This window comes from Herbaspirillum sp. YR522 (assembly GCF_000282575.1).
Taxonomy (GTDB): Bacteria; Pseudomonadota; Gammaproteobacteria; order Burkholderiales; family Burkholderiaceae_D; genus Herbaspirillum.
Genome location: NZ_AKJA01000129.1, coordinates 24,672 through 49,973, shown reverse-complemented (window position 1 = coordinate 49,973; position 25,302 = coordinate 24,672). Strand labels below are relative to the sequence as shown.

Annotated in this window: 21 protein-coding genes; 8 read left to right on the top strand and 13 right to left on the bottom strand. The window is 65.7% G+C overall.

Annotated features, from left to right (window positions below; all coding sequences use genetic code 11):
• Positions 1-3 precede the first annotated feature (3 nt).
• The 6 genes from PMI40_RS17885 to tsaE form a co-directional block, all read right to left on the bottom strand.
• Positions 4-2,109: an HlyD family efflux transporter periplasmic adaptor subunit gene (locus PMI40_RS17885; protein ID WP_008118235.1), complete on the bottom strand. Its 2,106-nt coding sequence runs from the start codon at positions 2,107-2,109 to the stop codon at positions 4-6.
• Positions 2,106-3,467 (bottom strand): efflux RND transporter periplasmic adaptor subunit, encoded by a 1,362-nt coding sequence (locus PMI40_RS17880; protein WP_008118232.1) that lies wholly within the window; start codon positions 3,465-3,467, stop codon positions 2,106-2,108. The genes PMI40_RS17885 and PMI40_RS17880 overlap by 4 nt, the downstream gene beginning before the upstream one ends.
• Complete coding sequence (locus PMI40_RS17875) at positions 3,464-4,258, bottom strand: efflux RND transporter periplasmic adaptor subunit (protein WP_008118230.1); 795 nt, start codon at positions 4,256-4,258, stop codon at positions 3,464-3,466. The genes PMI40_RS17880 and PMI40_RS17875 overlap by 4 nt, the downstream gene beginning before the upstream one ends.
• A gap of 15 nt (positions 4,259-4,273) precedes the next feature.
• The gene (locus PMI40_RS17870) at positions 4,274-5,812 is read right to left on the bottom strand and encodes a TolC family protein (protein WP_008118227.1); all 1,539 of its coding nucleotides are present in this window, start codon (positions 5,810-5,812) and stop codon (positions 4,274-4,276) included.
• A 334-nt stretch (positions 5,813-6,146) separates the two neighbouring features.
• Positions 6,147-7,499, bottom strand: coding sequence for an N-acetylmuramoyl-L-alanine amidase (locus PMI40_RS17865; RefSeq protein WP_008118225.1), 1,353 nt, complete (start codon positions 7,497-7,499; stop codon positions 6,147-6,149).
• On the bottom strand, positions 7,463-7,948 hold the full coding sequence (gene tsaE, locus PMI40_RS17860; RefSeq protein WP_008118223.1) for a tRNA (adenosine(37)-N6)-threonylcarbamoyltransferase complex ATPase subunit type 1 TsaE: 486 nt from the start codon (positions 7,946-7,948) through the stop codon (positions 7,463-7,465). The genes PMI40_RS17865 and tsaE overlap by 37 nt, the downstream gene beginning before the upstream one ends.
• 41 nt (positions 7,949-7,989) lie before the next feature.
• Here tsaE and queG point away from each other — a divergent pair, with 41 nt between their 5' ends.
• Positions 7,990-9,072, top strand: a complete 1,083-nt coding sequence (gene queG, locus PMI40_RS17855; RefSeq protein WP_008118220.1) for a tRNA epoxyqueuosine(34) reductase QueG — start codon at positions 7,990-7,992, stop codon at positions 9,070-9,072.
• A 6-nt stretch (positions 9,073-9,078) separates the two neighbouring features.
• On the opposite strand, the gene PMI40_RS17850 is transcribed toward queG, so the two are convergent.
• Positions 9,079-9,669, bottom strand: coding sequence for a response regulator transcription factor (locus PMI40_RS17850; protein ID WP_008118218.1), 591 nt, complete (start codon positions 9,667-9,669; stop codon positions 9,079-9,081).
• 46 nt (positions 9,670-9,715) lie between these two features.
• Positions 9,716-11,734, bottom strand: a complete 2,019-nt coding sequence (locus PMI40_RS17845) for a PAS domain S-box protein (RefSeq protein WP_040502344.1) — start codon at positions 11,732-11,734, stop codon at positions 9,716-9,718.
• 207 nt (positions 11,735-11,941) lie between these two features.
• Between PMI40_RS17845 and PMI40_RS17840 the strand changes: the two genes are divergently transcribed.
• From PMI40_RS17840 to plsY, 5 genes are all read left to right on the top strand, one after another.
• The gene (locus PMI40_RS17840; protein ID WP_085944265.1) at positions 11,942-12,937 is read left to right on the top strand and encodes a TRAP transporter substrate-binding protein; all 996 of its coding nucleotides are present in this window, start codon (positions 11,942-11,944) and stop codon (positions 12,935-12,937) included.
• Positions 12,938-13,356: 419 nt separating this feature from the next.
• Entirely contained in the window at positions 13,357-13,815 is a 459-nt protein-coding gene (locus tag PMI40_RS17835; protein WP_008118212.1) for a methylated-DNA--[protein]-cysteine S-methyltransferase, read from the top strand.
• 7 nt (positions 13,816-13,822) lie between these two features.
• A complete protein-coding gene (gene xerD, locus PMI40_RS17830; RefSeq protein WP_008118210.1) occupies positions 13,823-14,746 on the top strand; it encodes a site-specific tyrosine recombinase XerD in 924 nt (307 codons plus the stop codon).
• Positions 14,747-14,831: 85 nt separating this feature from the next.
• Positions 14,832-15,326: an aminoacyl-tRNA deacylase gene (locus tag PMI40_RS17825; RefSeq protein WP_008118208.1), complete on the top strand. Its 495-nt coding sequence runs from the start codon at positions 14,832-14,834 to the stop codon at positions 15,324-15,326.
• A gap of 30 nt (positions 15,327-15,356) precedes the next feature.
• Positions 15,357-15,965: a glycerol-3-phosphate 1-O-acyltransferase PlsY gene (gene plsY / locus PMI40_RS17820; RefSeq protein WP_008118207.1), complete on the top strand. Its 609-nt coding sequence runs from the start codon at positions 15,357-15,359 to the stop codon at positions 15,963-15,965.
• Between the two features lie 37 nt (positions 15,966-16,002).
• Here plsY and tsaD read toward each other — a convergent pair whose 3' ends face one another.
• On the bottom strand, positions 16,003-17,049 hold the full coding sequence (gene tsaD, locus PMI40_RS17815) for a tRNA (adenosine(37)-N6)-threonylcarbamoyltransferase complex transferase subunit TsaD (protein WP_008118205.1): 1,047 nt from the start codon (positions 17,047-17,049) through the stop codon (positions 16,003-16,005).
• Between the two features lie 105 nt (positions 17,050-17,154).
• On the opposite strand from tsaD, the gene ybiB reads away from it, so the two are divergent.
• Complete coding sequence (gene ybiB / locus PMI40_RS17810) at positions 17,155-18,150, top strand: DNA-binding protein YbiB (RefSeq protein WP_008118203.1); 996 nt, start codon at positions 17,155-17,157, stop codon at positions 18,148-18,150.
• A gap of 8 nt (positions 18,151-18,158) precedes the next feature.
• On the opposite strand, the gene PMI40_RS17805 is transcribed toward ybiB, so the two are convergent.
• Positions 18,159-18,614 (bottom strand): hypothetical protein, encoded by a 456-nt coding sequence (locus PMI40_RS17805; RefSeq protein ID WP_008118201.1) that lies wholly within the window; start codon positions 18,612-18,614, stop codon positions 18,159-18,161.
• An 831-nt stretch (positions 18,615-19,445) separates the two neighbouring features.
• Between PMI40_RS17805 and PMI40_RS17800 the strand changes: the two genes are divergently transcribed.
• The gene (locus tag PMI40_RS17800) at positions 19,446-21,551 is read left to right on the top strand and encodes a bifunctional diguanylate cyclase/phosphodiesterase (protein ID WP_008118199.1); all 2,106 of its coding nucleotides are present in this window, start codon (positions 19,446-19,448) and stop codon (positions 21,549-21,551) included.
• On the opposite strand, the gene PMI40_RS17795 is transcribed toward PMI40_RS17800, so the two are convergent.
• From PMI40_RS17795 to PMI40_RS17785, 3 genes are all read right to left on the bottom strand, one after another.
• Entirely contained in the window at positions 21,538-22,950 is a 1,413-nt protein-coding gene (locus PMI40_RS17795; RefSeq protein ID WP_008118197.1) for an MATE family efflux transporter, read from the bottom strand. The genes PMI40_RS17800 and PMI40_RS17795 overlap by 14 nt on opposite strands.
• Before the next feature lie 15 nt (positions 22,951-22,965).
• Complete coding sequence (locus tag PMI40_RS17790; protein WP_008118195.1) at positions 22,966-24,690, bottom strand: glycosyltransferase family 39 protein; 1,725 nt, start codon at positions 24,688-24,690, stop codon at positions 22,966-22,968.
• A 276-nt stretch (positions 24,691-24,966) separates the two neighbouring features.
• Complete coding sequence (locus PMI40_RS17785) at positions 24,967-25,236, bottom strand: type B 50S ribosomal protein L31 (RefSeq protein ID WP_008118193.1); 270 nt, start codon at positions 25,234-25,236, stop codon at positions 24,967-24,969.
• Positions 25,237-25,302 lie beyond the last annotated feature (66 nt).

Below are 25,302 nucleotides of genomic sequence, written 5' to 3'. Positions count from 1 at the left end.
GCCTCAGAATCCGGCCTCGCGCCGGATCACCACCAGCGCGCCGCGTAGATAGCGCCATGCCGGTACGGCCCACTGCCCGTTGAGCATCACGGTGCCGCGCCAGGCATGTTGCGCCGCCGCCGACCCTGCCTCGCGCACCTTGAGCGTGACCCGGTAGACCGGGCGCTCGGGATAGACCTGTCCGTTCTTCTCGCGCGCGACGATGGTGCCGCCGAACAGGCTGGCCAGCTCAGGCTCGGGCAAGGTACGGCTGGCATCACGGTCCACCTCGATCACCTCCAGCCGGGCCCCGGGGCCTTCCGGCGTATCGGCGTGAAAGCGTGCGCTGTCGCCGATCCTGACCTGGTGGGCCTGGTCTTCGTCGAGGTAGGTCACGACAGTCGAGTCCCGGTCCGACACCAGCCGCGCCAGCGGCTCCTGCTGCGACAGCCAGACCCCCGGTTGCACCTCGGGCGACAGGTCGCGCAACACACCTGCGAAGGGAGCCACCGGTGCGTAGCGCACCGCGTCGGCCTGGATGGCGGCGATCTCGGCCTCGGTCGTGCCAAGCTGTTCCTGCGCGACTTGCCATAGTGCGCGTTGTTCGGCATCGAATGGCGCCGAGCTGACCTGCCATTGCAGCCGCCGCTGGCGTGCCCTGGCCGCGCGCAGCCGTCCTTCCAATTCGGCCGACGACAGCTGCAGCAACAACGTGCCTGCCGCGACATGCTGGCCTTCGGCCACCGGCACGGCCTGCACCTGCGCATGTGCAGGCGCATAGAGCAGCATCTGCTGGGCCGGGCGCAACAGGGCCGAGGTGCTCATGCGGGTCGGCCAGGGAACCAGCAGCGACAGCAACAGCAGCAGCGCCAGCAGGGCAGTGAAGCGGCTGCGCCGGCTGCCGGCGATGGCCGGCCACAGTGTCTTCCAGGTCTTCAGTTCCTGCGTCAACGGGCGCAACACGAACCAGCCGATCTCGAGCATGAACAGGAAGATGCCGACGGCCTTGATGAAGAACGCGTAGACCAGCGCGGCGATGCCCAGGAACACCACCAGCCGGTAGACCCATGTCGCATAGGCGAACAGGATCAGGCCGGTGCGGCGCGCACGTGGGAAGTTCTCTGGCGCCGGCTGGCCCAGTGCGAACAAGCGCTCGCGCAGGTCCCAGCGCGCCAGGGCAAATGCCCGGGCGTGCAGGTTGGGCATCTGCAGCCAGTCCGACAGGAAGAAGTAGCCGTCGAAGCGCATGAACGGGCTGGCATTGATGGCCAGCGTGGCCATCAGGGTGGTCGTCGCCAGCAGGAAGGCCAGCGACTTCAGGGTGCCATCCGGCAGCAGCGCCCAGGCCAGCGTCGACCATGCCGCCACCGCCATTTCGGTCAGCACGCCCGCCCCGACCACGGCCAGGCGCCGATGCCGCGCGGTCAGCTTCCAGACTTCGTTGGTATCGGTATAGGCCACCGGCCACAGCACCAGGAAGGCCACCCCCATGGTGGGCACCCGGCAGCCGAAACGCTTGGCGGTGATGGCATGCCCCAGCTCATGCAGCACCTTGACCGCCGTCAGCGCCAGGCCGTAGCTGGCCAGTCCCTGCCACGAGATGGTATCGACCAGCGTGGCGCAGAACGAATCCCATTGGCGCAACATTTCGATGGCGCCGCAGGCCAGCGCAGCCAGCGTCAGGACCAGGAACAGCGGCGAATAGAACAGCCCCAGGCGTGGCGCCCAGCGCCCGAGCCAGGCGTCGGGACGTACCAGCGGTATCCGGAAGAACAGGTAATTGTGCAGCAGGCGGTGGTGCCAGCCGCCGCGCCGTTGGCGCAGGCGCGTGGCGTAGTCCGCGGCCGTGCCGGCGGCCGGACGCAGCAACTGGTTATCGCGCAGGAACAGCAGCGCCTCGTCGACTTCGCCGGGCCCCAGTTGCAGTGTCGTATCGCGGCTGACGGCATCGGCCACCGCCCCGGCCTGGCCCAGGTGCCAGCGGCGCAGTATCTCGAACGTGGGCCAGTCGATCTGGAAGAACTGGTTGCGCACCGGATCGTGCAAGGTGTGGCTGGGTTGGCCGTCGGCCAGGACCGGCCCGGGCAGCAGCGCCAGTTCCTCGCGCAATGCTGGCAGGCGCGCCGTCATAGGCCCAGATACTGGCGCATGACCGCCAGCGGGCGGCGCAGCATCCAGTACACCAACGGTACCCACGGGCCGGACAGCCTGGCCGTTCCCTTGAGGCCGATCCGAAGTTCGGCCTGCGCCGCCAGGCGGGCCCGTACCCGATAGGCATAGCTGCCGTCGGGACGTGGCACGGCATCATGGGCCACGTAACGCAACCAGGCCTGTACCGCCGACAGCGGCGCCGATGCCAGGTACAGCGTGACCTCGGCCTCGTCGGCCAGGGGGATGGCGTCGCCGATGGGCAGCCAGGCCTCTACCTCGACGTCGCCCGGGGCGGCAATGCGCATGATGCGTTCGCCGGTCTGTACCGGCTTGCCGATCCATTCGCCGGGATCGTCGAACAGGGCGATGCCGGCTTGCGGCGCCATGACCCGCGAGCGCTGGAGCTGGTCGCGGGCGAAATCGGCCTCGGCCTGCTTTTCCTCGATCTTGCCGCCCAGGTTGGCCAGCTGGGTCTTCGACTTGGGGTCCGACAGCGCTTGCTGGGCATATTGGCGATACTCGGCCTGTGCCGTCGCCAGCGCCTGGGCGGCAACCTCCATGCGGGTAGCCAGCGGCGCCTGGTCGAAATAGAACAGTGGCTGGCCTGCCTGCACCGAGGCATTGGGCTGGACCTGGAATTGCGCGATGACACCGTCGAGCGGCGAGCGGATCAGTGCCGGATTGGCCGGCACCAGTTCGCCCGGCGCCAGCACCGACAGCCGCACCGGGCAGAACAGTAGCAAACCCACCGACGCCGCTGCCAGCGACCGCCGCTGTCGCCACCAGGGTTTGTCCGGGTGCGGTGCCAGCATGTGCTTGATGGAGTGGCCCAGGCGCCGCCAGGACCAGGCCGATGCGCTGCTCTGCTGGCGCGACCAGGCGTAGTGCCAGGTGTCGCTCCACTCCTTGAACAGCGCGATGGCTTCCTCGTCCCACGGGACGTCGGTGGCAAACAGCAAGCCAGCGCCGGCAAAAGGTAGCCACAGGGCGTAGGGTGGCAACCATTGCGACCACTGTTGGGCCAGTGCCGGCGGCAAGTGGTGCGGCCCGACCGCGATCGCTTCAGGCTGGCTCGCGGCCAGCGTGCGGCAGGCCTGGTCCAGCCATTGCGCATAAGGTGCGTTGGTTTCCGGTTCGAGCACGCCCGACAAGGTATCCACGCCACGGTCGGCGCGCCACAGGGCGGCCTGGCGATAGGCGCCCAGTGCATGGCTGTCGTTGACCACCAAGAACCCCAGTTCTTCGGTGCTGCGCGCGGCGCGGGCGCGCCGCCCCAGCTCCAGCAGCACCAGCAGCGGGTGTCGTGGCGGCGTGGTGCCCGACGGCTGTGCGCTCATGGCGGTGTCATCATCACGCGACCGCTCATGCCCGCCATCAGTTCATCGAACTGGCCGTCGATGGCGGCGGTCAGCTTGACCGACTGGCTTACTGGATCCACCCGGGCGCCGATGCGCAGGATCTTGGCCGGATAGCTGCGACCGGTCTCGTCGATGGCGACCTGGAATTTCTGGTTCGGCTTGAGCCATGCCAGCCATTTGCTGGGTACGATGAAGTCGAGTTCCAGCACCGAATCGTCGAGGATATCGAGCAGCGGCTGGCCCGGCTGCACGTACTGCTGTTCGCGGGCGCGCTGTTCGGCTACGCGGCCGTTGAAGGGAGCGGGGAGGCGGCATTTGTCCAGCGAGATGTTCATGTACGCGACATCGGCACGTGCCTTGCTGGCTTCGGCCTGCGACAGTTCCAGTTCCAGCTTGCCGATCGAATTGAGTTCGGCCAGTCGCTTGTTGGCGTTGTAGGTCTGGTCGGCCGCCGCCAGGGTCGCCCTGACCTTTTGCAGCTGCGCCTGCTGCAGCGAGCAGTCGAACAGGATCAGCGTCTGGCCGGCGCGAAAGCGGGCGCCCTCGGCCACCTCGATGCGATTGATCTTGGCGCCGATCTCCGCCGCCAACGTGGTATAGCGGCGCGGCGAGAGTTGCGCGCGCAGGTCCTGCCTTTCGATTGCCGAACGCTGCATCGTCGCGGGGGCGGCAGTCGGGGCCGTCGCTTGCGCCAGCGCACCGGTGCCGGGCAGCAGCGCCAGCAGCAAGATCGGCAAGGCGGAGCCGCAGCGTGCGGTCGATAACAGCATGGAGCACCTCATCGTCTAATTCACCGCAGGGGCCTGCCATTGCTGCAGCACCGCGCCGACCTGGGCGGCGAGCTGGTCCAGTGACAGCTCGTCCACGCTGCCGATGTCGGGTTCCATGCCCAGCGTGGCCTGCAGCTTGCCGCGCATGTTCTGCACCTGCGCCATGGACTGGTAGCGGCGCAACAGGCTGACGATGGCCGCGGCGTTGTTCGACACCAGTTCCAGCCGGCTCTGGGTTTGCGCCAGTTCGCGGTTCCTGCTGTGTTCGGCGATCTTTTCGTCGGCATGCCAGATCTCGTCGGAGCGCAGGTACTGGCGGTAGGCCGCCTCGTATTGCATCCGTGACAGGTGGACCTGCGTGAGCACCGTCATCTGGGTCGCGATGCGACGCTGGTCGGCCAGCTTGACGCCGGCCTCGGCCAGTTTCTTCTGCGACGGCGCGGCCAGCAGGTTGAAGATGTTGTACGAAAGCTGCAGGCCGGTCTCGTTCCAGGTGTTGTTGATCATGTAGCGATCGCTGTCATGGCGGATGCCGGCATTGAAGGACAGGTTGGGAAACAGCTTGAGCATGGCGCGCTTGGTTTCCTCCACTGCGATGCGGCTGCTGTATTGCTGTTCGCGGATGTCGGCGTTGTGCTGCATGGCCAGCTCTTCCATCTGCGGCATGGGGATCGCCAGCAACGGCGTGGCCAGCCGTTCCTCGGGCTCCACCACGCGGAAATGCAGGCCGGGCGGTGCATTCATCAACAGCGCCAGCTCCATTCTGCCTGCCGCCAGCTCTTGCTCGATATTTTCCAGCAGGCGCAGGTTTTCCAGCAATTGGCGCTGGTAGCGCAGGGCGTCGATGGGCGAGCGTACCCGTTCGGACTCGGCGCGGCGCGCGTCCTCCAGCGCACTCTCGGCATTGACGATGGCCAGCGTCACCTGCTCTTGCAGCTTCTGGGCGCTGGCCGTGCGCCAGAACGCGGTGACCACGTCCTGCAACAGCAGGTGCATGGCCTTGCGCCGGCGTTCGGCGGCGATCAGCACGCGGTCGGCCTGTTGCTTGGCGGCGATATAGCTCAAGCCGAAATCGAGCAGGTTCCAGGTCAGGCCCAGTTCCGCGGTGGCGTGCGCGCGCTCGGATGACACATAGGGATGCGCCAGTGACGGCTGGCCAGTGACCGAGTCGACGCTGTTGGTGATGAGGTCCTTGTTGCGACGGCTGTAGCCGGCTTGCGCCATCAGGCGCGGCAGCATGTCCCAGGTGGCGGTGTCGAGCTGGTCGTAGGCCAGCGCTTCCTCGAGCATCTTGGCACGACGTTCCAGGTTGTACTTGAGCGCCCGGGCGATGGCCTGCTCCATCGTCAGCGCTTCGGTGATGGCAGGCACATCCTGCTGTGCGGCAGCGCGATCGGCGGCGGTGCGGGCGGCAATCTCGGCTTCCGAATAGGGTTGTACCCCCACCGAACCGCAGCCGGCCAGTAGCAATGACGCCAGTAGCGCGGCCAGCACGGCGTGCGGCACCGCAAGCGGCGAAGAAGAAAAGACAATACGAAACCCCGTGGCGCCCATCCCCTGCCCCCAGTAGATTAGTCGACGTGAAATCCCAGGGGCGTGCATGGCGAGATGGGTGCCACGCGCCCCCACGCGTGGACCGGAGGCTGGGCCTCCACCATCCTTTGAACCATATTAAAGGGAGCCCCGCGACGGCGTATCTGCAGAGAAGACGGTGTTTTGACGGTTTGTTCTGGCCTTGCGCCGGGGGCGATTTTCAACGGGGCACCATGCTGCGGCGTGCCATGAATGGCAAAGTCGGGCAATCGCACGCGCCGATCCGGTCCGGCTCGGGCATAAAAAAGGCGCTCCGTCGAAGGAAGCGCCTGGTCGGAGCATCCAGCCCGGGGCTTCAGGTCAGCTTGTTCTTGGCCAACGGGGGATTCTTGGCGAAGTAGTTGCGAATCCCGGTCAGGATGGCGTCGGCCAACTGTTCCTGGTAGCGCTCGTCGGTCAGCTTGGCCTCTTCCTCGGGGTTCGAGATGAAGGCGGTCTCAATCAGGATGCTGGGGATGTCCGGGGCCTTGAGTACCGCAAAGCCGGCCTGTTCGACGGCCCCCTTGTGCAGCCGGTTGATGCCGCCGATCTCCTTCAGCACCGCATTGCCGACCCGCAGGCTGTCATTGATCTGGGCCGTGGTCGACAGGTCCAGCAGCACGCTGGCGAGCTGGCGGTCGTGGGTCTTGATGTTGACGCCACCGATCAGGTCGGCCGAGTTCTCCTTGTTGGCCAGCCAGCGCGCGGCAGTCGAGCTGGCGCCCTTTTCGGACAGCGCGAATACCGACGAGCCGCGGGCGGTAGGCTGCACGAAGGCGTCGGCGTGGATCGACACGAACAGGTCGGCCTGCACCTTGCGCGCCTTGACCACGCGCATGCCCAGCGGGACGAAGAAATCGGCGTCACGGGTGAGCATGACGCGCATGTTGGGATATTGCTCGATCTTGCGCTTGAGGCGCTTGGCGATCGACAGCACCACGTCCTTCTCGCGGTTGCCGCGCGCGCCGGTGGCGCCCGGGTCTTCGCCGCCGTGGCCGGGATCGAGGGCGATGGTGATCATGCGGGTGAGCTGCATGCGCGGCTCCTCCGGCACCACCCGGGGGTTCTTCTCGGCGCGATCCTCGGCCGGCGGCTTGGCCTCGACCAGCGGCACCGGGTCGGGCTTGACCGGCGCTTGCGCCTGGGCCGGCTCGCGCGGGGCCTCCTTGAGCCAGTCGCCCTTCTGGATCAGGGCGGCGATCGGGTCGGCCGGATTGGCCGGATACAGGTCGATCACGAAGCGGTACTTGTATTCGCCCACCGGCGCCAGCGTAAATACCTGCGGCTTGATCTCGTCCTTCAGGTCGAACACCAGGCGCACCACGCTGGGCCGGTTCTGGCCAACGCGCACCTGCTTGATGTAGGGGTCGTTGGGCTGGATCTTGGCTACCAGGTCCTTCAGGGTGCTATTGAGATCGATGCCTTCGATGTCGACCACCAGGCGTTCCGGGTCCTTGACCACGAAATGGGTGACCTTGAGATTGCTGTCGTTCTCCAGCGTGACGCGGGTGTAGTCGTCGGACGGCCAGACACGCACCGCCAGGATCTGCGAGGCGCAGGCAGGCAATGGGGTGACCACGGAGACGAACAGGACACCGCCAGCTTTGAGGACAGTGCGGCGGCTTTTGGACTTTACAGATTCGGAGCGAATTTCAGTCGAGCGAGGCATTCAAGACCCTTGTCGGACAACGCGCATAATTCTACATCACGGCCGTGGGCTGCGAGTACCAGGGTGAGCTCAATGTCCGGTGCAGGCAACACTGTGTCGCCTTTTTCCGGCCATTCGACTACACAGATTGTGTTTTCGTTGAAATGTTCACGAAAACCGGCCTCCAGGAATTCCTCCGGGCTGGCCATCCGGTAGAGATCGAAGTGGATGACTGTTACCATGCGCTCTGCCAGCTTGACCTCATAGGGCTCGGCCAGCGTGTAGGTCGGGCTCTTGACCCGTCCCTGGTAACCGGCCGCATGCAGCAGCGCGCGGGTCAGGGTGGTCTTGCCGGCGCCCAGGTCGCCATGCAGGTACAGCACCAGGCCCGGCGCCAGGGCCTGGGCCAGGTCTGCGCCCAGGCGGGCGGTGGCGGCCTCGTCGGGCAGGTGGAGTTGGCGGCGCTGCATGTTCAAACCTTTTGTCCCTACTGACGGATGTCTTTCGTTTCATGACCGATCTTGCCGCACTTGCCGTCGATATCAAGGCCTGGGGCCAGGAACTCGGGTTTGCCGAGTTGCGCATCGCCGACGTCGACCTGTCGCATCGCGAGGCCGGCTTCCAGGCCTGGCTCGACCGCGGCTACCACGGCGAGATGGATTATATGGCAAGCCACGGCATGAAGCGCGCCCGGCCGGCCGAACTGGTGCCGGGCACGGTGCGGGTCATCACCGCGCGCATGCCTTACCTGCCGGCGGCCAGTGGCGACGACTGGCGTGCGCGCGAAAGCGCCCGCAGCGCCGATGCGCGGATGGCGCAGGTGTCGCTGTATGCCCGTGGACGCGACTATCACAAGGTATTGCGGGCGCGGCTGCAGCAGCTGGCCAGCCGCATCGAGGCCCGCACCGGGCCGTTCGGCTACCGCGTCTTTACCGATTCGGCGCCGGTGATGGAAGTGGCCCTGGCCGAAAAAGCCGGCCTGGGATGGCGTGGGAAGCACACCCTGCTGTTGCATCGCGAGGCCGGGTCGATGTTCTTCCTGGGCGAGATCCTGACCGACCTGCCGCTGCCGGTGGACGCGCCGGTCACGCCACGCTGCGGGCAATGCACGAGTTGCATCGAGGTATGCCCGACCCAGGCCATCGTGGCGCCCTACGAGCTCGATGCCCGGCGCTGCATCTCGTATCTCACCATCGAACTCAAGGGCAGCATTCCGCCCGAGTTGCGGCCGCTGATCGGCAACCGCATCTACGGCTGCGACGACTGCCAGCTGTATTGCCCATGGAACAAGTTTGCCCAGCGCAGCACGCTGGCCGACTTCGATGCGCGTCATGGCCTCGATAGCGCCAGCCTGCTGGAATTGTTTGCCTGGAGCGAAGAGCAGTTCCTGAACAACACCGAAGGCAGCGCCATCCGCCGCATCGGCCACGAGCGCTGGCTGCGCAACCTGGCCGTCGGTCTGGGCAATGCCGCCGACGACCCCGCCATCCGCGGCAGTGCGCCGATCGTGGCGGCCCTGCAGGACGCCGGCGCGCATCCATCGGAAATGGTGCGCGAACACGCGGCCTGGGCGCTGGCGCGCCACCAGGATTGAAGCGGATTATTTCAGCAGGCGCGCCAGTTCCACTGCCGTCTTGACGTTCATCTTGTCGAAGATATGCGCGCGGTGGACCTCGACCGTACGCATGCTGATACCGAGCTCGTCGGCGATCACCTTGTTCATCTTGCCCGCCAGGATCAGGTCGAGCACCTCGCGTTCGCGCGCCGACAATGCCGCCAGCCGCGACTGCACGGCGGCGTCTTCGCCGGCCTGGCGCGAGCTTTCCAGCGCCTGCAGCACGCGGTCCATCAACTGGTTGTCGTTGAACGGCTTCTCGAAGAAGTCGAAGGCGCCGTTCTTGAGCATGTCGACCGCCATCGGCACGTCGCCGTGGCCGGTGAGGAAGATCACCGGGCGGCGCCGGGTCAGCGCCCGCGCCGCCAGCTGGTTGAACAGCGCCACGCCGCTCATGTCGGGCATGCGCACATCGAGCAGGATGCATTCGCCCCCGGCATCGAAGGCGGCGTCATTGTCCAGCGCCGACAGCAGCGCCTGGGCGCTGTCGTAGCTGACGGCGGCGATGTTGCGGGAGCGCGCCAGCCAGGTCAGCGAATCGCGGATGATTTCTTCGTCGTCGACTATATGCAGCATCGAATGGGTGGCGCCTGGCAAACGCGCAACGCGTGGAGTTGAAGGGCTATGCGGGTGCTGCGCCCAGGGCTGGCAGCGAAAACCGGAAGATTGTACCGCCTGCCGGGTTGTCGGTGTAGGTCAGCGTGCCGCCATGGAACTCGATGGTGGTGCGGCAGATGTTGAGCCCCATTCCCATGCCTTCGGCCTTGGTCGAGAAGAACGGCGAGAACAGCCGCGCCGCCACTTCCTCGGCGATCCCGTGCCCCTGGTCGATGACCGACACCACCACCGCTTCGGTACCGGGCTGGCTGCGGTCGATCTCGGCCACGATGCGCAGGATGCGCCGCTCGGGCGGGCTGGCCGTCATGGCCTGGATGCCGTTGCGCGTCAGGTTCAGGATCACCTGTTCCAGCAGCACGGCGTCGCCCAGCACGTCGGGCAACCGGGGCGGGACCTGGGTCTGCAGCACCACGAAGAATTGCTGCGCCTGCAATTCGATCAGCGGGGTGACGTTATCGATGAGCTGCTTGACCTGCAGCGGCGTGCGCGCAGGCTCGCGCTTGCGCACGAACTGGTGGACGCTGCGGATCACGTGCCCGGCGCGCTGCGCCTGGGCGTGGATCTTTTCCAGCGCCGGGGTGAGCGCGGACGGTTCCACGCTGCCCTGCTTGACCATGTTGAGGGCGCCGGTGGCGTAGCTGGAGATAGCCCCCAGCGGCTGGTTCAGTTCGTGCGCCAGGGTCGAGGCGATCTCGCCCATGCAGGCCAGGCGGGCGCTGGCCTGCAGTTTCTCTTCCTGGGTCCGGTTCAGGTCCTCGGCCCGCTTGCGTTCGGAAATGTCCAGGATCGACCCCATCCAGCCGGTCTGCTTGCCGTTCTGGTCGACCAGCGGCGCCTCGAAGATCAGCACCGGGAAGCGCTCGCCGTTGCTGCGCTGGAAGATGGTTTCGAACTGCGGCGTGATGCGCCCGGCCAGCACATTGGAAAAGCGTTCCTGGTATTCGTCGATGGCTTCGGGCGCCCAGTAGGGCATGGGCGGGATCTTGCCCACCAGCTGTTCGGCGTCGATGCCCACCATCTTGCAGAAGGCCGGGTTGACATAGGTGATGCGGCCCTGCAGGTCGCGCGCGCGCATGCCGGTGATGAGCGAGTTCTCCATTGCCGCCCGGAACGACGCCTCCTTCCACAGCGCGCCTTCGGCCTGGGTGCGGCGGTTGATGTCGCGCCACAGGGCCCACAGGCTCCACAGCAGTCCCAGCGACAGCACGATCACCGACCCCACCAGCAGGTTGGGCAGCAACTTGGGGGCGCTCTTGGTGCTATTGGTGTGCAGTACCAGCGTCAAGCCCGGCAATTCCAGTTCGCGGCGGTGGGTATAGACGTTCAGGCCTGGGCCGCCGGCGGTGCGGCGGGCGATCACGCTGTCGTCGGTGTCGGTGAGGGAGATCTCGTTGTCCTGCGCAAACCACCACGGCACCATTTCGTTGAGGATGCGCACCACCGCATAGCTGGCCACCAGGCTGCCCACGTAATGGTTATCGCGAAACATCGGCACGTGGTAATCCATCAGCGTCGGCTCGGCGATGCCGGGTGGCACCGCCGGCGGGCTATAGAGCGGCCGGCGCATCTGGCGCGCCCGCTGCTCGGTCATGCGCGACGGTTCCGAAAGGTCGCTGCGACCGATCGGAAAGTCGTCGCTGGAAGCCACCGGCTTGCCCTCGACATCGAGCCAGGTGACCCGATAGAATTCGCGGTTGTTGCGCAGCAGGGCATTGATGCGGGCGCGGAACTGGTCCTGGTGCAGGTGGTTGCCGACGATCTCGCGGGCGATGATGCGCATGCTTTCGTCGTCGCGGCTGAGCTGGAAGCGGATGGCCTGTTCTACCCACAGCGAGTCGGCGATCAATTGCTCCAGCCGTTCGCTGGCTTCCATCTGCTGCGCCTGGCGCGGCAACCAGATCAGCGTCAGCAAGAACAGCAGCACCAGCAGGAAGGGGATCAGCCAGCGCATGGTGGTCTTGCGGCTGGGGGCGAGCAGCAGCGAGGCGGCAGTGGGCTGGGCGTTGATGGCGGGCGGTTTCATGTCGTCGCCAGTGTAGCGGGGGCGGGCGGGCAGCGCCAGCGTGGCGCAGTGCAGCATCGGCCTGGCGTTGCGGTCGATGTGGTTATCCACAGTTGCCCGCGACGGCGCGGCCTGGGCAGAATCCGCGCAGGTCGCCAAGGCGGTTCATAACAATATCCTTCGAAGGTCGCAGGGGACACCATGAAGTTTCATTTCCTGGCGCGCGTGATGTCGGCCGTGCTCATCTTTGCCACCGGTAGCGGCGACACCGGCAGCGCCCAGGCGCAGCAGCCCATTGTCATCAAGTTCAGTCACGTGGTCTCGGCCGACACCCCCAAGGGCAAGGGCGCCGAGCGCTTCAAGGAACTGGCCGAGCAGGCCACCCGCGGCCGCGTCAGGGTCGAGGTCTACCCCAACAGTACGTTGTACAAGGACAAGGAAGAGCTGGAAGCCCTGCAACTGGGTGCGGTGCAGATGCTGGCGCCGTCGCTGGCCAAGTTCGGGCCGCTGGGGGTGAAGGAATTCGAGGTGTTCGACCTGCCCTATATCTTCCCCAGCAAGGAAGTGCTGTATCGGGTCACCGAAGGCCCGATCGGGCGCGAGCTGTTCAAGAAGCTCGAACCCAAGGGCATCACCGGGCTGGCCTATTGGGATAACGGCTTCAAGCTGATGTCGGCCAATCGGCCGCTGCACAGTCCGGCCGATTTCCGGGGCCTGAAGATGCGCATCCAGTCCTCCAAGGTGCTCGATGCACAGATGCGCGCACTGGGCGCCAGCCCCCAGGTACTGGTCTTCTCGGAGGTCTACCAGGCGTTGCAGGCCGGAGTGGTCGACGGCACCGAGAACCCGCCTTCGAACCTGTACACGCAGAAGATGCACGAGGTGCAAAAGCACGTCACGGTATCGGACCACGGGTACCTGGGCTATGCGGTGATCGTCAACAAGAAGTTCTGGGACGGCTTGCCGTCCGATATCCGCCGTGCCCTCGAAGGGGCCATGAAGGAAGCCACCCGCTACGCCAACGCCATCGCCGTGCAGGAAAACGAGGCCGCGCTGGCGGCGGTGCAGAAAACCGGCAAGACCACCATCTACCGCTTGTCCGAACAACAGAAGGCCGAATGGCGGCAGGCCCTGCTGCCGGTGCAGCAGCAGATGGAAAACCGTATCGGGCGCGACCTGATCGCCGCCGTCAATCGCGAAGCCGCGGCCGTCGCCGCGAAATGACGCGAGGCGGGAAAGCCCCAACCGGCGTGGCTTTGCCCTAAATTCATGTGATGTCTGTTGAGTTGCAGAAATGCACTTTCCAGCCATCAAAAAAGTGCTTTGAAGCGACCAAAAGTTTTGCTACAGTGCGTGCTTTGCTGAATTGGCAAGCGCAATTTGCCAGCCCGGCAACCGGATACGAGTGGGTGGTGCATAACAAACGGTATCGATACCGGGGAACTGAGGAGACGTGCATTCGATGAAGCTGTCCGAACGGCCGGGAATGCATCAAGGAGTTTTCAAGGCGCATCGACGATGCGCCTTTTTTCTTTTTGGACGCCGGATTGCTTAGAATAGGCGCACTGGTCGCCGCGCCGCCGCCCCCGCACCCCAAGATGCCCCAGCCCGCTTGCCCGCTCACTGCTCATTTTGCCGCCGTCATGCCGACCCCGTTCGGCGCGATCGGCATCCGTACCGGTGCCGGCGTGCTCACCGAGCTGGTCTACCTGCGGCCCGGTTTCGCCGACAAGGCGCCCACCGATACCCTCGCCGCCAGGACGGTCAAGCAGATAGCGCGCTACCTCGACGATCCGCAGTATCGCTTCAAGCTGCCGCTGGCCGAGGTCGGCAGCGCGTTCCAGCAACGGGTGTGGCGAGCCATCGACGACATACCGGTGGGCCGCGTGCTGACCTACGGCGACATCGCCCGGCGCATCGGCTCGGCGCCGCGCGCGGTGGGCCAGGCCTGCGGCGCCAACTGGTTCGCCCTGCTGGTGCCGTGTCACCGCGTCACCGCCGCAGGGGGGCTGGGCGGCTTTTCGGCGCATGACGACGTCGAGCACTTCCACCTCGACGTCAAGCGCTGGCTGCTGCGTCACGAAGGCGTACAGGGCTACTGAGCACACCATGGGACGCACCACACCGAAGATCGAGGCGCCACCGGAGAGCCGCAATGCCATCGACGAATTCTGCGACACCCTGTGGCTGGAAGACGGCCTGTCGCGCAATTCGCTCGATGCCTACCGGCGCGACATGACCCTGTACGCCCATTGGTTGCACCAGGCGCAGGGCAAGTCGCTGCTGGCGACGTCGGCCGCCGACCTTACCGCCTATTTCGCGGCGCGCCACGACCAGACCAAGCCCAGCTCGGCCAATCGCCGCCTGGCGGTATTGAAGCGTTTCTTCCAGCTGGCCTTGCGACAGAACCGCATCAGCGTCGACCCTTGCCTCAAGATGCGCTCGGCACGCCAGCCGCAGCGCTTGCCCAAGACCCTGTCCGAGGCCCAGGTGGTGGCCTTGCTGGGCGCCCCGGATGTCACCACGCCGTTGGGGCTGCGCGACCGCACCATGATCGAGTTGATGTATGCCAGCGGCCTGCGGGTGTCCGAGCTGGTGCTGCTCAAGACCATCGAGGTGGGCATGAACGAAGGCGTATTGCGCGTCACCGGCAAGGGCAACAAGACGCGCCTGGTGCCGTTCGGCGAAGAGGCCGGGGCCTGGATCGTGCGCTACCTGAGCCAGGGGCGGCCGCAGATCATGGCCGGGCAGGTCGACGACGCCCTGTTCGTGACCGCGCGCGGCGGGCCGATGACGCGCCAGATGTTCTGGACCCTGATCAAGAAGCATGCCCTGGCCGCCGGTATTTCGGTGCGCCTGTCGCCGCATACCCTGCGCCATGCCTTTGCCACCCACCTGCTCAATCACGGTGCCGACTTGCGGGTGGTGCAGTTGCTGCTGGGGCATGCCGATATCTCGACCACCCAGATCTATACCCATGTGGCGCGCGAACGGCTCAAGCAATTGCATGCGCAGCATCACCCGCGCGGCTAGCGCGCAAGGCGCCGATCTTGCGGCATAATGTGCGCCCATGGCGGCGTGACTGCATCAGCGGGACGCCGGTCGACTATACACACCCATGAGTTCCAGAAAAGAGCATATCTCCGAGACCCCGGCCACGCAGTTCCTGCGCAAGCATGGGGTGAGCTTCACCGAGCATCCCTATCAGTATGAAGAGCACGGCGGCACTTCGGTGTCCTCGCGCGAGCTGGGAGTGGCCGAGCATGCCGTGGTCAAGACCCTGGTGATGCAGGACGAGGCGGCCAGGCCGCTGCTGGTGCTGATGCACGGCGATTGCAAGGTATCGACCAAGAACCTGGCGCGCCAGATCGGCTGCAAGTCGGTCGAACCGTGCAAGCCCGACGTGGCCAACCGCCATTCCGGTTTCCTGATCGGCGGCACTTCGCCCTTCGGCACCCGCAAGAGCATGCCGGTGTACGTGGAGTCGAGCATCCTCGAACTCGAACGCATCTATATCAACGGTGGGCGGCGCGGCTTCCTGGTCGGCCTGGCGCCGGCCGTGCTGCTGGCGGTGCTGCCGGCCAAGGCGGTGCAGTGCGCATTGCCCGACTGATCAATCCAACACGTTTCTAGTGGAATTCCCATGAACAACATCCTCTTCGCCATTGGCGCCTACCTGATCGGATCGCTTTCCTTTGCGGTGGTGGTCTCGAAGCTGTTCGGCCTGGCCGACCCCCGCACCTACGGATCGAAGAACCCCGGCGCCACCAACGTGCTGCGCAGCGGCAACAGGAAGGCCGCGGCGCTGACGCTGCTCGGTGATGGCTTCAAGGGTTGGCTGGCGGTATGGCTGGCGCAGCATTTCGGACCCCGCTACGGGGTCGGCGACAGCGGCCTGGCGCTGGTGGTGCTGGCGGCGTTCCTGGGCCACCTGTGGCCGGTGTTCTTCCGCTTCGTCGGCGGCAAGGGCGTGGCCACGGCGCTGGGCATCCTGCTGGCGCTCGATATCTGGCTCGGCCTGGCCACGCTGGCGACCTGGCTGGTGGTGGCGTTTGCCTTTCGCTATTCGTCGCTGGCAGCGCTGGTGGCGGCGGTATTTGCGCCGTTCTACTACGGCCTGCTGTTCGGCAGCACCGACGGTATCCTGCTGGCCGTGGCGGCCATGAGCGTGTTGCTGGTGTACCGCCACCGCAAGAATATCGGCAACCTGTTGGCCGGCAAGGAAAGTCGCCTGGGACAGAAGAAAAAGTAGGACGCTGCTGCCGTCGCGGGCAGCCGGCCGACCTTGGTCAGGCCGCCAGCGGCGGTTTCAACTCGTCCAGCGGCCAGCGCGGTCGCACGCCGAAGCCGTATTCGCGGGTGGCGGCATCGGGCTGCAGGCGCAGTCGCATGGCGCCGGCGAAGGCGATCATGGCACCGTTGTCGGTGCAGAACTGCAACTCGGGATAGAACACTTCGTGACGGCGCTTGGCCGCCATGGCATCGAGCGCCTGACGCAACTGGCGGTTGGCGCCGACGCCACCGGCAATCACCAGCCGTTTCAGTCCGGTCTGCTTGAGCGCGGCCATGCACTTGGCGACCAGCACCTCGACGATGGCGTCGACGAAGCCGCGTGCGATGTTGGCCTTGTCCTGCTCGCAGATGTTGGCGCCGTTGGCGCCTTGTTGCCTGACCACCGTCAGCACCGCTGTCTTGAGGCCCGAAAAACTGAAGTCCAGGTTCTTCGCATGCAGCATCGGGCGCGGCAGCGTATAGGCCTTGGGGTCGCCGAACTCGGCCATGCGCGAAATCTCAGGCCCCCCCGGGTAGCCCAGTCCCAGCAGCTTGGCCGACTTGTCGAAGGCCTCGCCGGCGGCGTCGTCCAGCGTCTCGCCCAGCAGCTCGTAGCGGCCCACGCCATCGACCCGCATCAATTGCGTATGTCCACCCGAGACCAGCAAGGCCACGAACGGGAAAGCCGGCGGCTTGCTGGCCAGGAGCGGCGACAGCAGATGGCCTTCGAGGTGGTGGATGCCCAGCACCGGGCGATCGATCGCCAGCGCCAGGCCGCACGCCACCGAGGCGCCCACCAGCAGCGCGCCGGCCAGGCCGGGGCCCTGGGTATAGGCGATGGCATCGATGTCGGTCTTGACGATACCGGCCTCGGCCAGGGTCTGCTGCAGTAATGGAATGGCGCGTCGGATGTGGTCGCGCGAGGCCAGCTCGGGCACCACGCCGCCGTATTCCTGGTGCATCGCCACTTGCGAATGCAATGCGTGCGCCAGCAGGCCGCGCTCGGTGTCGTACAGAGCCAGCCCGGTTTCGTCACAGGAGGATTCGACGCCGAGAACGATCATGATTGCAATGGTGGGAACCGCTAGGAAAGGCGCTATTGTAATGTAAAGCCCGCGCCCACGCCCCGCCGGCGGGTGGGCTGGGCGTTTTGGTGTAACCTTGCGGCCATGCAGAACGATCACTCTACCCAAGACGCCCTGGCGGGCGCCGGCCAGCCGTTTGCCGCCGCCGCTTTCATCAAGGAAATCGGCCGCGGCAAGGATGGCGCGCGCAGCCTGTCGCGGCAAGACGCCTGCCGCATGTACGCGGCCATGCTGGACGCGCGCGTATCCGATCTCGAACTGGGCGCGATCTTGCTGGCCATGCGTATCAAGGGCGAGTCGGTGGCCGAGATCGGCGGCTTCCTGGATGCCGCCGAGGCTTCGTTTGCGCCGTTGCAGGCGCCGGCCGGCGCCTATGCGCCGGTGGTACTGCCCAGCTACAACGGTTCGCGCAAGATGGCCAACCTGACGCCCCTGCTGTGCATGCTGCTGGTGCGGCGTGGGGTGCCGGTATTGATGCACGGGGTTACCCATGATCCGCAACGCGTGACCAGTGCCGAGATCTTCACCGCGCTGGGCGTGACCCATGCCACCAGCGCCGGGCAGGCCGAGGCCCTGATGGCCGGCGGGCAGCCGGCATTCGTGCCGATCGAGGTGCTGGCACCGAAGATGGCGCACCTGCTGTCATTGCGTCGGGTGCTGGGCGTGCGCAATTCGACCCACACCCTGGTCAAGATCATGCAACCTTTCGCCGGTCCGGCATTACGGTTGAGCTCGTACACCCACCCCGAATACCTGGAGATGCTTACCCACTATTTCACCGAGGCGGCTCCCCATGGCCGGGGCGATGCGTTCCTGATGCGGGGCACCGAGGGCGAGACCGTGGCCAATGCGCGTCGCGCACAACGCATCGACTGGTTCAGTGGCGGGCAACGCACGGTACTGGTGGAAAAGCAGACGGTGGCCGAGGAATTGGCCGATCTGCCCGAGGGACGCGACGCGCATACCACGGCGCAGTGGATCGCATCGGTGCTGGAGGGGCGGCGTGCGGTGCCGCAAGCCATCGAGGAGCAGGTCGATCACTGCGTGCAGGTGGCCGCAGCGATTGCCCAGCGCGCCTGACGGCGCTACTAGGCGCGGGCGCGGCGCTTGACGGCAGCCTTGGCCGGCGCGGCAGCCTTGTCGGCGGCGTGGGCGTTGGCCAGTTGTGAAAACGCGAAGATGACTTCCTTGACGATCTTGCGCTGCGGTGCGGGCAGGTTGATGAAGGCTTCGAAGGCCTCGCGCTCGCGATAGCCGATCGCCTCTTCCCAGCGCGCGCGGCGCTTGTCGATGCGCTTGCCGATTTCCTCGCCGAAGCGCAGATGCTGGGGCGTGACGATCAACCATTCCGCCAGGGTCTCGAGCTTGTCCTGCTTGGGCATGGATTCGCCAAGCAGCCAGCGCCGCACACCGTGCAATGTCATCGGCTTGCCCCAGAAGCGCAGGTTGAACTCTCTTTCGAGGACGGCAGGCTTTGGCTCGTATCCAGCTTTTTCCATTGCAGCACGCAGCCGCTTGGCAAATTTTTGATTGGCGGTTTCCATGGTCGACGAAGGTACTTTGACGGTGAGCGTTCCGGGGTACGTTTGATTTTTGGATGAATTACGCCTCAAACGTGACTAACTATCACTGGCTGGCGAGCCCGGCCCAGCAAGGCCTTCGGCGACCCGGGCCGGGCGCGGCGCGACGCCTGTCACAGCGCCTCGGTGAGCAGTAGTGTGAACCCGAAAATGAGGTCATGTGCAGTCCCACGGTTTGAGACGATGACCGCAGCGTCCCGCCCAGTGCAGTATCGCTGCGATCAGGCCCGCACTGGCCGGCGCATCCGTGCGGATGTCGCGATACCACGCGCCAAGGGCTTATGTCCGTTATAGGACACATTGGCGCAATTGACGGATTGTTATTAATATATTTTTGATAACTGTATCCCAACAGATACATTTCTCACTGTGCGGGATGGCTTGGCGATACGTTCAATCTCGCCGCAACTCGCTAGAATAGGGCGGTTGCCGCAAAGCGCCCGATCCCGGCCACGCGCTCCCGACGCCAGTCGACGATGCGCGGGCCCCCGATGTCACGGATCCCGCTGTTATTTTTCTTGCGGCAATGTCTGGCCTTGATGAAACAAATCGAATCATAAATTAGTCGGCAGCATCCGCGCATGACGACGCCACCGGGTTGGCATCGCAACGCGCTCAGTTACGTAACTTTTGCATAGCACCGGGCACGTCCGGGCCAGCGCGGCAGCGCGGGGACCGTCCATGTCCGGCATGGAACGCGGTCGGCCATTACACGTCCGCGATACGACAAGACACCTGTCGCGGGCAGTCCCGGTAGCGGGGCGCTCGGGCGGCGAATCATGCGGGGCGACAGCGATGCCTGGGGTTTTCAATTTCCTGTTATTGACGTTCGGCCTGCTGGTGGCCAGCCTGGCCGCCTATGCCGGGCTCGAGATATCCGAGCGCATCACCGCCCACGATGCCAAGCATCGACGCCTGTGGTTGGCCATCGGCGCGCTGGTCTTCGGCATCGGCCTGTGGGCGGTGTTGATCCTGTGCGCAAGTGCACCGCGCCTGGCCCGGCCGGTGGTGTTCGACACCCGTCTGCTGACGCTGGCACTGTCGCTGTGCGTATTGGGCATGTTCTACCTGATGCACCTGTCCGGGGTGCGACGGCCGACGAACGTGCGATTGCTGGCCGGCGCACTGCTTATCGGGATGGCCCTGAACCTGGCGCTGTACCTGATCTTCAAGGCCATGCAGCTGGCACCTGCGCTGGCGTTCGACCCGGTGTTGCAGGCGCTGGCGCTGGTGTTGATGCAAGCCACGTCGGTGTTTGCCGTGACGCTTTTCTCGGCCACCAATCATCGCCGCGTCAGCGCCGGCTCGCTGCATTCACAGCAGGCGCGTCGGGTGCTGGCGGCCTTGCTGCTCGGGGTGGCGCTGGTGGCCAGCGCCGGCGCGGCGCTGCGCGCGTTGCAGCTGGACCCGACAGCGGGTAGCCGCAGGTCCTCGGGCGTGACGCGCGAGCACCTGGTCAATGGCATCGTGTTTGTTGCCTTCCTGTCCATGGCGCTGGCCCTGGTGGTCAGCGGTGCCCAGCGCAACACGGTGCTCAAGCGCATCGTCGGGCGCACCAATGACAAGCTGTTGCATTTCGCTACCCATGACGTACTCACCGGCCTGCCCAACCGCGCCTTGCTGGCCGAGCGTATCGAGCATGCGATCCAGGTGGCTCGCCGCAATGGCCGCATGTTCGCCGTGCTGTTCATGGACCTCGACGGCTTCAAGGCCATCAACGACTCGCTCGGTCATGCCGCCGGCGACTGCCTGCTGGTGGCCGTGGCGCAGCGCATCCGCGGCTGCATTCGCGGCGAGGACATGGTAGCCCGCATCGGTGGCGACGAATTCGTGGTGGTGATGGGCAACCTCGCTTCGCCGGAGGTGGTCGAGCAATTATGCGAGAACGTGCTGGCGGCGCTGCAGGACGATGTGGACGTCGACGGCACGCTGCTGCGCATGACTTCCAGCATCGGTATCGCGGTCTATCCCAACAGTGGCGAATCGGCCGATGCCCTGATGCAAAGCGCCGACGCCGCGATGTACGAGGCCAAGCAGAGCGGACGCAATACCTATCGCTTCTTCGAGCCCGCCATGCATGCCGCCGCCATGCGCCACCTGCTGGTGCGCCAGGCGCTGCAACAGGCGATCGCCCAGCAGCAGTTCAGCCTGCACTTCCAGCCCAAGTACCGTGGCGGCAGCCATGAGTTGACCGGGATCGAGGCGCTGCTGCGATGGCGGCACCCGGATCTGGGCGAATTGAGCCCGGGCGAGTTCATCCCGATCGCCGAGCGCTCGGGCCAGATCGTGGCCATCGGCGACTGGGTGCTGCGCGCCGTCTGCGCGCAGGTCAAGCACTGGGACGCGCAGGGCGTGCCGCCGGTGAAGGTGGCGCTGAACCTGTCGCCGCAGCAGATGCGCGGCGACCTGGTCGAAAGCATCATCGCCATCGTCACCGAAGCGGGCGTGGCACCCCAGCGCTTGATGTTCGAGATCACCGAGACCGCGGCCATGAAGAACGTCGAGCGCAGTACCCGCATCATCGCCGAATTGCAGTCGCTGGGCTTCGACATCGCCATCGACGATTTCGGCACCGGTTATTCCAGCCTGGCCTACCTGGCGCAGTTCCACTGCCGCCAGATCAAGATCGACCGCTTCTTTACATCCCGCCTCGACCAGGGCGACCACTCCAGTGGTGCCATCGTGGCGGCCATCATTGCGCTGGCGCATGCGCTGCAGATGGAAGTCGTGGCCGAAGGAGTGGAAACCGAGGCCCAACTGCATGCGCTGCAGCGGCTGCAGTGCGACCAGGTGCAGGGGTTCCTGCTGGGCCGCCCGGCCGCGGCGGCCCAGACCCAGGGATTGCTGGAGGCCAGCAACGATGACCTGTTCGGACGGGCAGGTGCGTTCAGCGGCCCATAGGCCCGACGCCAGCGCGCCGTTGCACCCGCCGCAGGTAGGCCAGCAGACCGGCGCCGACCAGCCCCAGGCTGACGCTGTTGGCCATCCAGAAGCCGGGAGCGCCCTGTAGCCAGCCCGGCGTCATGCCCAGCCTGTCGAACGCCAGCAGGTAACCGCCGCCCAGTCCGACGCCCCACAGGGTGACGGCGTAGATCACGGTCGGTATCACCGCCACCTTGTAGGCGCGCAGCACGAAGGCCACCGTCACCTGCAACGAATCGAACAACTGGTAGAAGGCGATGAACAGGAACAATGGCAGCGCGGCGGCCACGATCACCGGATCGGGCGTATAGGCCTGGATGATCTGGCCGCGCAGAAACCACACCGCCACCCCGATGAGCACCGACAGGATCACCGCCAGCCGGATGCCGGCCTTGCCAATGCGTCGCGCATCGCGCCATTGGCCGGCGCCGATGGCTTGTGCCACCAGGGTGCTGGTGGCGCTGGCGATCGACAGCGGCAGCATGTACAGCACGGTGCCGACGTTGGCCGTGATCTGGTGGCCCGCTACCGGCACCGCGCCCAGGCGGGCGATGAAGACCGCCATCAGGGTGAAGGCGGTGACCTCGATGAAATAAGACAGTCCGATCGGAATGCCCAGTCGCAGCAGTTCGCGCTGGGCCTTCCAGCTGGGCCGCTTCAGGCCGCCCCGCCACAGGTGCAGCGGGCGATAGGCCGGCAGCTTCGACACCAGCAGCCAGGCCACCACCACCATCAACCAGGCGATCACGGTGGTGGCAATGGCGCAGCCGGGGCCGCCGAAGGCGGGCAAGCCCAGGCCGCCGAAGATCAGCAGCGCATTCAGGGGCAGCTTGAGCAGCAGTCCGCACAGCTGGATCGCCATCACCATCTTGGGCCGCGCCATGGCCGTGTTGAGCGCCGAATACACCCTGAACAGCAACGTGGCCGGTAGCGCCAGGGCCTCGATGCGCAGGTAGAGCGTGGCCTTGTCGACCAGTTCGGGCGACGCCTGGGCCAACGACAGGAACAACGGCGAGAACAGCAGCGCCAGCATGCCCACCAGCGCCAGCCACGCGGCCAGCCACATGCCCTGCTGGACTTCGCCGCCGATGTCGCTCAAGCGGCCGGCGCCGAACAACTGGCCGATCGTCGGCTGCAGTGCCTGCAGCACGCCCGACAGGCCGACGAAGACACTGACGTAGATGGACACGCCCAGCGCCAGGGCGGCCAGGTCGAGCGCCGAGAAGCGCGACACCATGACGGTATCGATGACGCCATTGGCAATGAGCGCCAATTGGCCGACCAGCAACGGCCACGCCAGGCGGCCGATGCGTCCCACCTGCGCGCGCGAGGACAGGTGGCCGGCAACCTGGTCGGGCTCGGGCCGTTGGTCAGTCATGCAGCACCCCCGGCCTCATCTATCGACGCGGCGGTACAGGCGGAAACGTTCGTCGCGGTCCGATGGCCGACGGCCTTCCCACACCATGCGCCAGGTGCCAGGGTGCTGGCGCAGCATCACGGTGGCATCTTCGTTGCTGATGTCGTCCTGCAGCAGCAGGTAGTCACAGCTCTGGAAGCGTTCGTCGGCAAAGCGCACATGGCCGAAATAGGCGAACGAGGCACGCTGTGCGGGGCCGACGTTGGTTTGCACGCATTGCTTGACCGAGGTCAGCTTCGATTCGATCTGCTCGGCCACGCCTGCATAGCTCTTGCCGTAGTTGACCCAGGGTAGCCACAGCGTCATCAGCAGTACCCAGCACAGGATCACGCCACCCGACGACAGCACCACGGCGCGCCAGAGCACCGACGGCCGGCGCGAAATGCGCCAGTGCACCACCACGATCCAGGCCAGCGTGGCGGCCACCGCGATGAGCAGCGAGGTCCATTCGAAGCCGGGCTTGAAGCCGGGGGCCAGCTTGAAGGCATTGCGTGCGATCTGCGCCGGCCAGCCGGTTTCCTTGGCGATCCAGGCAATCCAGATGAAGGCCGCCGATGTCGTCAGCGTCATGACCGAGAACCAGTCCACCGCATTGATGGCACCGCGCTTCATGGTCGGCAGGCCGAATGCGGCCAGGATCGCCAGCGCCGGCAGCAGCGGCAGCAGCATGCCCTGTTCGCTGTGGACGTTGATCAGTACCAGCAGCGTGAGCGGAATGAAGAACGCCAGCGGCAGCGCGATGTGCAGCGAACCCGGCTGGCGGCGCCAGGCATACAGCGCCCAGCCGGCAAACGGCCAGGCCGGCCAGGCGAACCAGACGCCATAGCGCAGGAAGAAGCCCAGTGCACCTGTGGTGGGACGATTGAGCTGGTAGACGTTCCAGCTCATCCACAGGTCGAACTGGCCGGCGGCGGCTTCGGGCATCAGGATGCGCACCGCCATCACCCAGGCCGCGCTGATGAGCAGTGCCAGCGGCAGCGCTACGCCCAGCAGCAGGCGGGCGGCGGGGGCATCGCGGCGGATCGCCGCCAGCATCACCAGGCCCGCCAGGGCACCGGCCGGCAGCACCCAGCCGTAGGTCAGCACCAGCAATCCCAGCGCCATGCCCAGCCACGCGGCATGACGCAGCTTGTGGACGTCGAACACGCGCGCGGCGCCATACATGGCATAGGCCACCAGCGCGATCTGCAGGGTCTTGGGGCTGGTTTCATGGCTGTGCAGCAGCAGGCCGAGAAAACCGAGGTAGATCAGGAAGGCGCCGTCGGCCAGCGTGCGGCCGAAGTCCTTGGGCTCGGGCTGGCCGCCGAAGGCCAGCTTGAGCGGCTGCGCCTCGGCGCGACGACCCAGCAGGTAGGTGGTATACCAGATCGACAGCGAGCCCACCAGGAAGCAGCCGACGGTCGACACGCGAGCGGCCAGCGGGTCGCCCAGCAGCCAGCCGAAGAGGCGGATGCAGATCGCACCGAACCAGTAGGCCAACGGACTTTCGGCGGGCAAGGCCAAGCCTGCCACGTTGGGGCTGAGCCAGTCGGCCAGGCTGCCGTGGGCCATGGTCCACATGATGCCGAAGCTGGTGGCGTCCTCGTTCTTCCACGGGTCGCGCCCGATCAGGCCGGGCAGGATATACAGGAGGGCGAGCGCAAGCAGCGCGATGCGCGGCAAGGCACTGGTGGCGGAGGCGGGAAGACGGACGGGCTTCATCAAGATGTTGTTGCTCTTGTCTCGTGGTGCTGATCGTTGCGTGCCGCATCGGCGGTCACGGGGTCGGGCGGTATCGGGGCTCGACCTCGCTTGCCGGCCGATATGGCCATGCCGGGCGGGACGACGTCGGGCAACCGTTATTGTGCAGCAATTCCCGGTAAAAAGTTGTTTCGTGCATCGTCGGCAACAGCACGGCCGGCGCACACAAAAAAAGGCAGCCGCAGCTGCCTTTTTGCGAAGATGCCGCTGCGGTGGCAGCAGCACGATCCAGAAGGATCAGCCCTTCGAGACGGCGGTCTTGGAACCGACGGTACCGAACTTCTGACGGAACTTCTCGACGCGACCGGCGGTGTCGACGATCTTGTGCTTGCCGGTGTAGAACGGGTGCGATTCGGACGAGACTTCGATCTTCACCAGCGGGTATTGCTTGCCTTCGAATTCAGCGGTTTCGCGGGTGCCGATGGTCGAGCGGGTCAGGAACTTGAAGTCGTTCGACACGTCGTGGAACAGGACTTCGCGGTAGTCGGGGTGAATGCCTTCTTTCATTATTGCCTCTGCAGTAGTTTGGTAGCCAATCGTCACTTCGTCGGTCGCCCCGCTTCTTGACCCGAT

Coding starts and splice junctions, on each gene's coding strand:
- queG (WP_008118220.1), top strand. CDS start 7,990: ATGACCGATCTTGCCGCACTTGCCGTCGATATCAAGGCCTGGGGCCAG.
- PMI40_RS17845 (WP_040502344.1), bottom strand. CDS start 11,734: ATGAAACCGCCCGCCATCAACGCCCAGCCCACTGCCGCCTCGCTGCTG.
- PMI40_RS17840 (WP_085944265.1), top strand. CDS start 11,942: ATGTCGGCCGTGCTCATCTTTGCCACCGGTAGCGGCGACACCGGCAGC.
- PMI40_RS17790 (WP_008118195.1), bottom strand. CDS start 24,690: ATGAAGCCCGTCCGTCTTCCCGCCTCCGCCACCAGTGCCTTGCCGCGC.
- ybiB (WP_008118203.1), top strand. CDS start 17,155: ATGCAGAACGATCACTCTACCCAAGACGCCCTGGCGGGCGCCGGCCAG.
- PMI40_RS17800 (WP_008118199.1), top strand. CDS start 19,446: ATGCCTGGGGTTTTCAATTTCCTGTTATTGACGTTCGGCCTGCTGGTG.
- PMI40_RS17850 (WP_008118218.1), bottom strand. CDS start 9,669: ATGCTGCATATAGTCGACGACGAAGAAATCATCCGCGATTCGCTGACC.
- PMI40_RS17865 (WP_008118225.1), bottom strand. CDS start 7,499: ATGCCTCGCTCGACTGAAATTCGCTCCGAATCTGTAAAGTCCAAAAGC.
- PMI40_RS17885 (WP_008118235.1), bottom strand. CDS start 2,109: ATGACGGCGCGCCTGCCAGCATTGCGCGAGGAACTGGCGCTGCTGCCC.
- tsaE (WP_008118223.1), bottom strand. CDS start 7,948: ATGCAGCGCCGCCAACTCCACCTGCCCGACGAGGCCGCCACCGCCCGC.
- PMI40_RS17870 (WP_008118227.1), bottom strand. CDS start 5,812: ATGGGCGCCACGGGGTTTCGTATTGTCTTTTCTTCTTCGCCGCTTGCG.
- PMI40_RS17805 (WP_008118201.1), bottom strand. CDS start 18,614: ATGGAAACCGCCAATCAAAAATTTGCCAAGCGGCTGCGTGCTGCAATG.
- PMI40_RS17875 (WP_008118230.1), bottom strand. CDS start 4,258: ATGCTGTTATCGACCGCACGCTGCGGCTCCGCCTTGCCGATCTTGCTG.
- PMI40_RS17785 (WP_008118193.1), bottom strand. CDS start 25,236: ATGAAAGAAGGCATTCACCCCGACTACCGCGAAGTCCTGTTCCACGAC.
- xerD (WP_008118210.1), top strand. CDS start 13,823: ATGGGACGCACCACACCGAAGATCGAGGCGCCACCGGAGAGCCGCAAT.
- plsY (WP_008118207.1), top strand. CDS start 15,357: ATGAACAACATCCTCTTCGCCATTGGCGCCTACCTGATCGGATCGCTT.
- PMI40_RS17880 (WP_008118232.1), bottom strand. CDS start 3,467: ATGAGCGCACAGCCGTCGGGCACCACGCCGCCACGACACCCGCTGCTG.
- PMI40_RS17825 (WP_008118208.1), top strand. CDS start 14,832: ATGAGTTCCAGAAAAGAGCATATCTCCGAGACCCCGGCCACGCAGTTC.
- tsaD (WP_008118205.1), bottom strand. CDS start 17,049: ATGATCGTTCTCGGCGTCGAATCCTCCTGTGACGAAACCGGGCTGGCT.
- PMI40_RS17835 (WP_008118212.1), top strand. CDS start 13,357: ATGCCGACCCCGTTCGGCGCGATCGGCATCCGTACCGGTGCCGGCGTG.
- PMI40_RS17795 (WP_008118197.1), bottom strand. CDS start 22,950: ATGACTGACCAACGGCCCGAGCCCGACCAGGTTGCCGGCCACCTGTCC.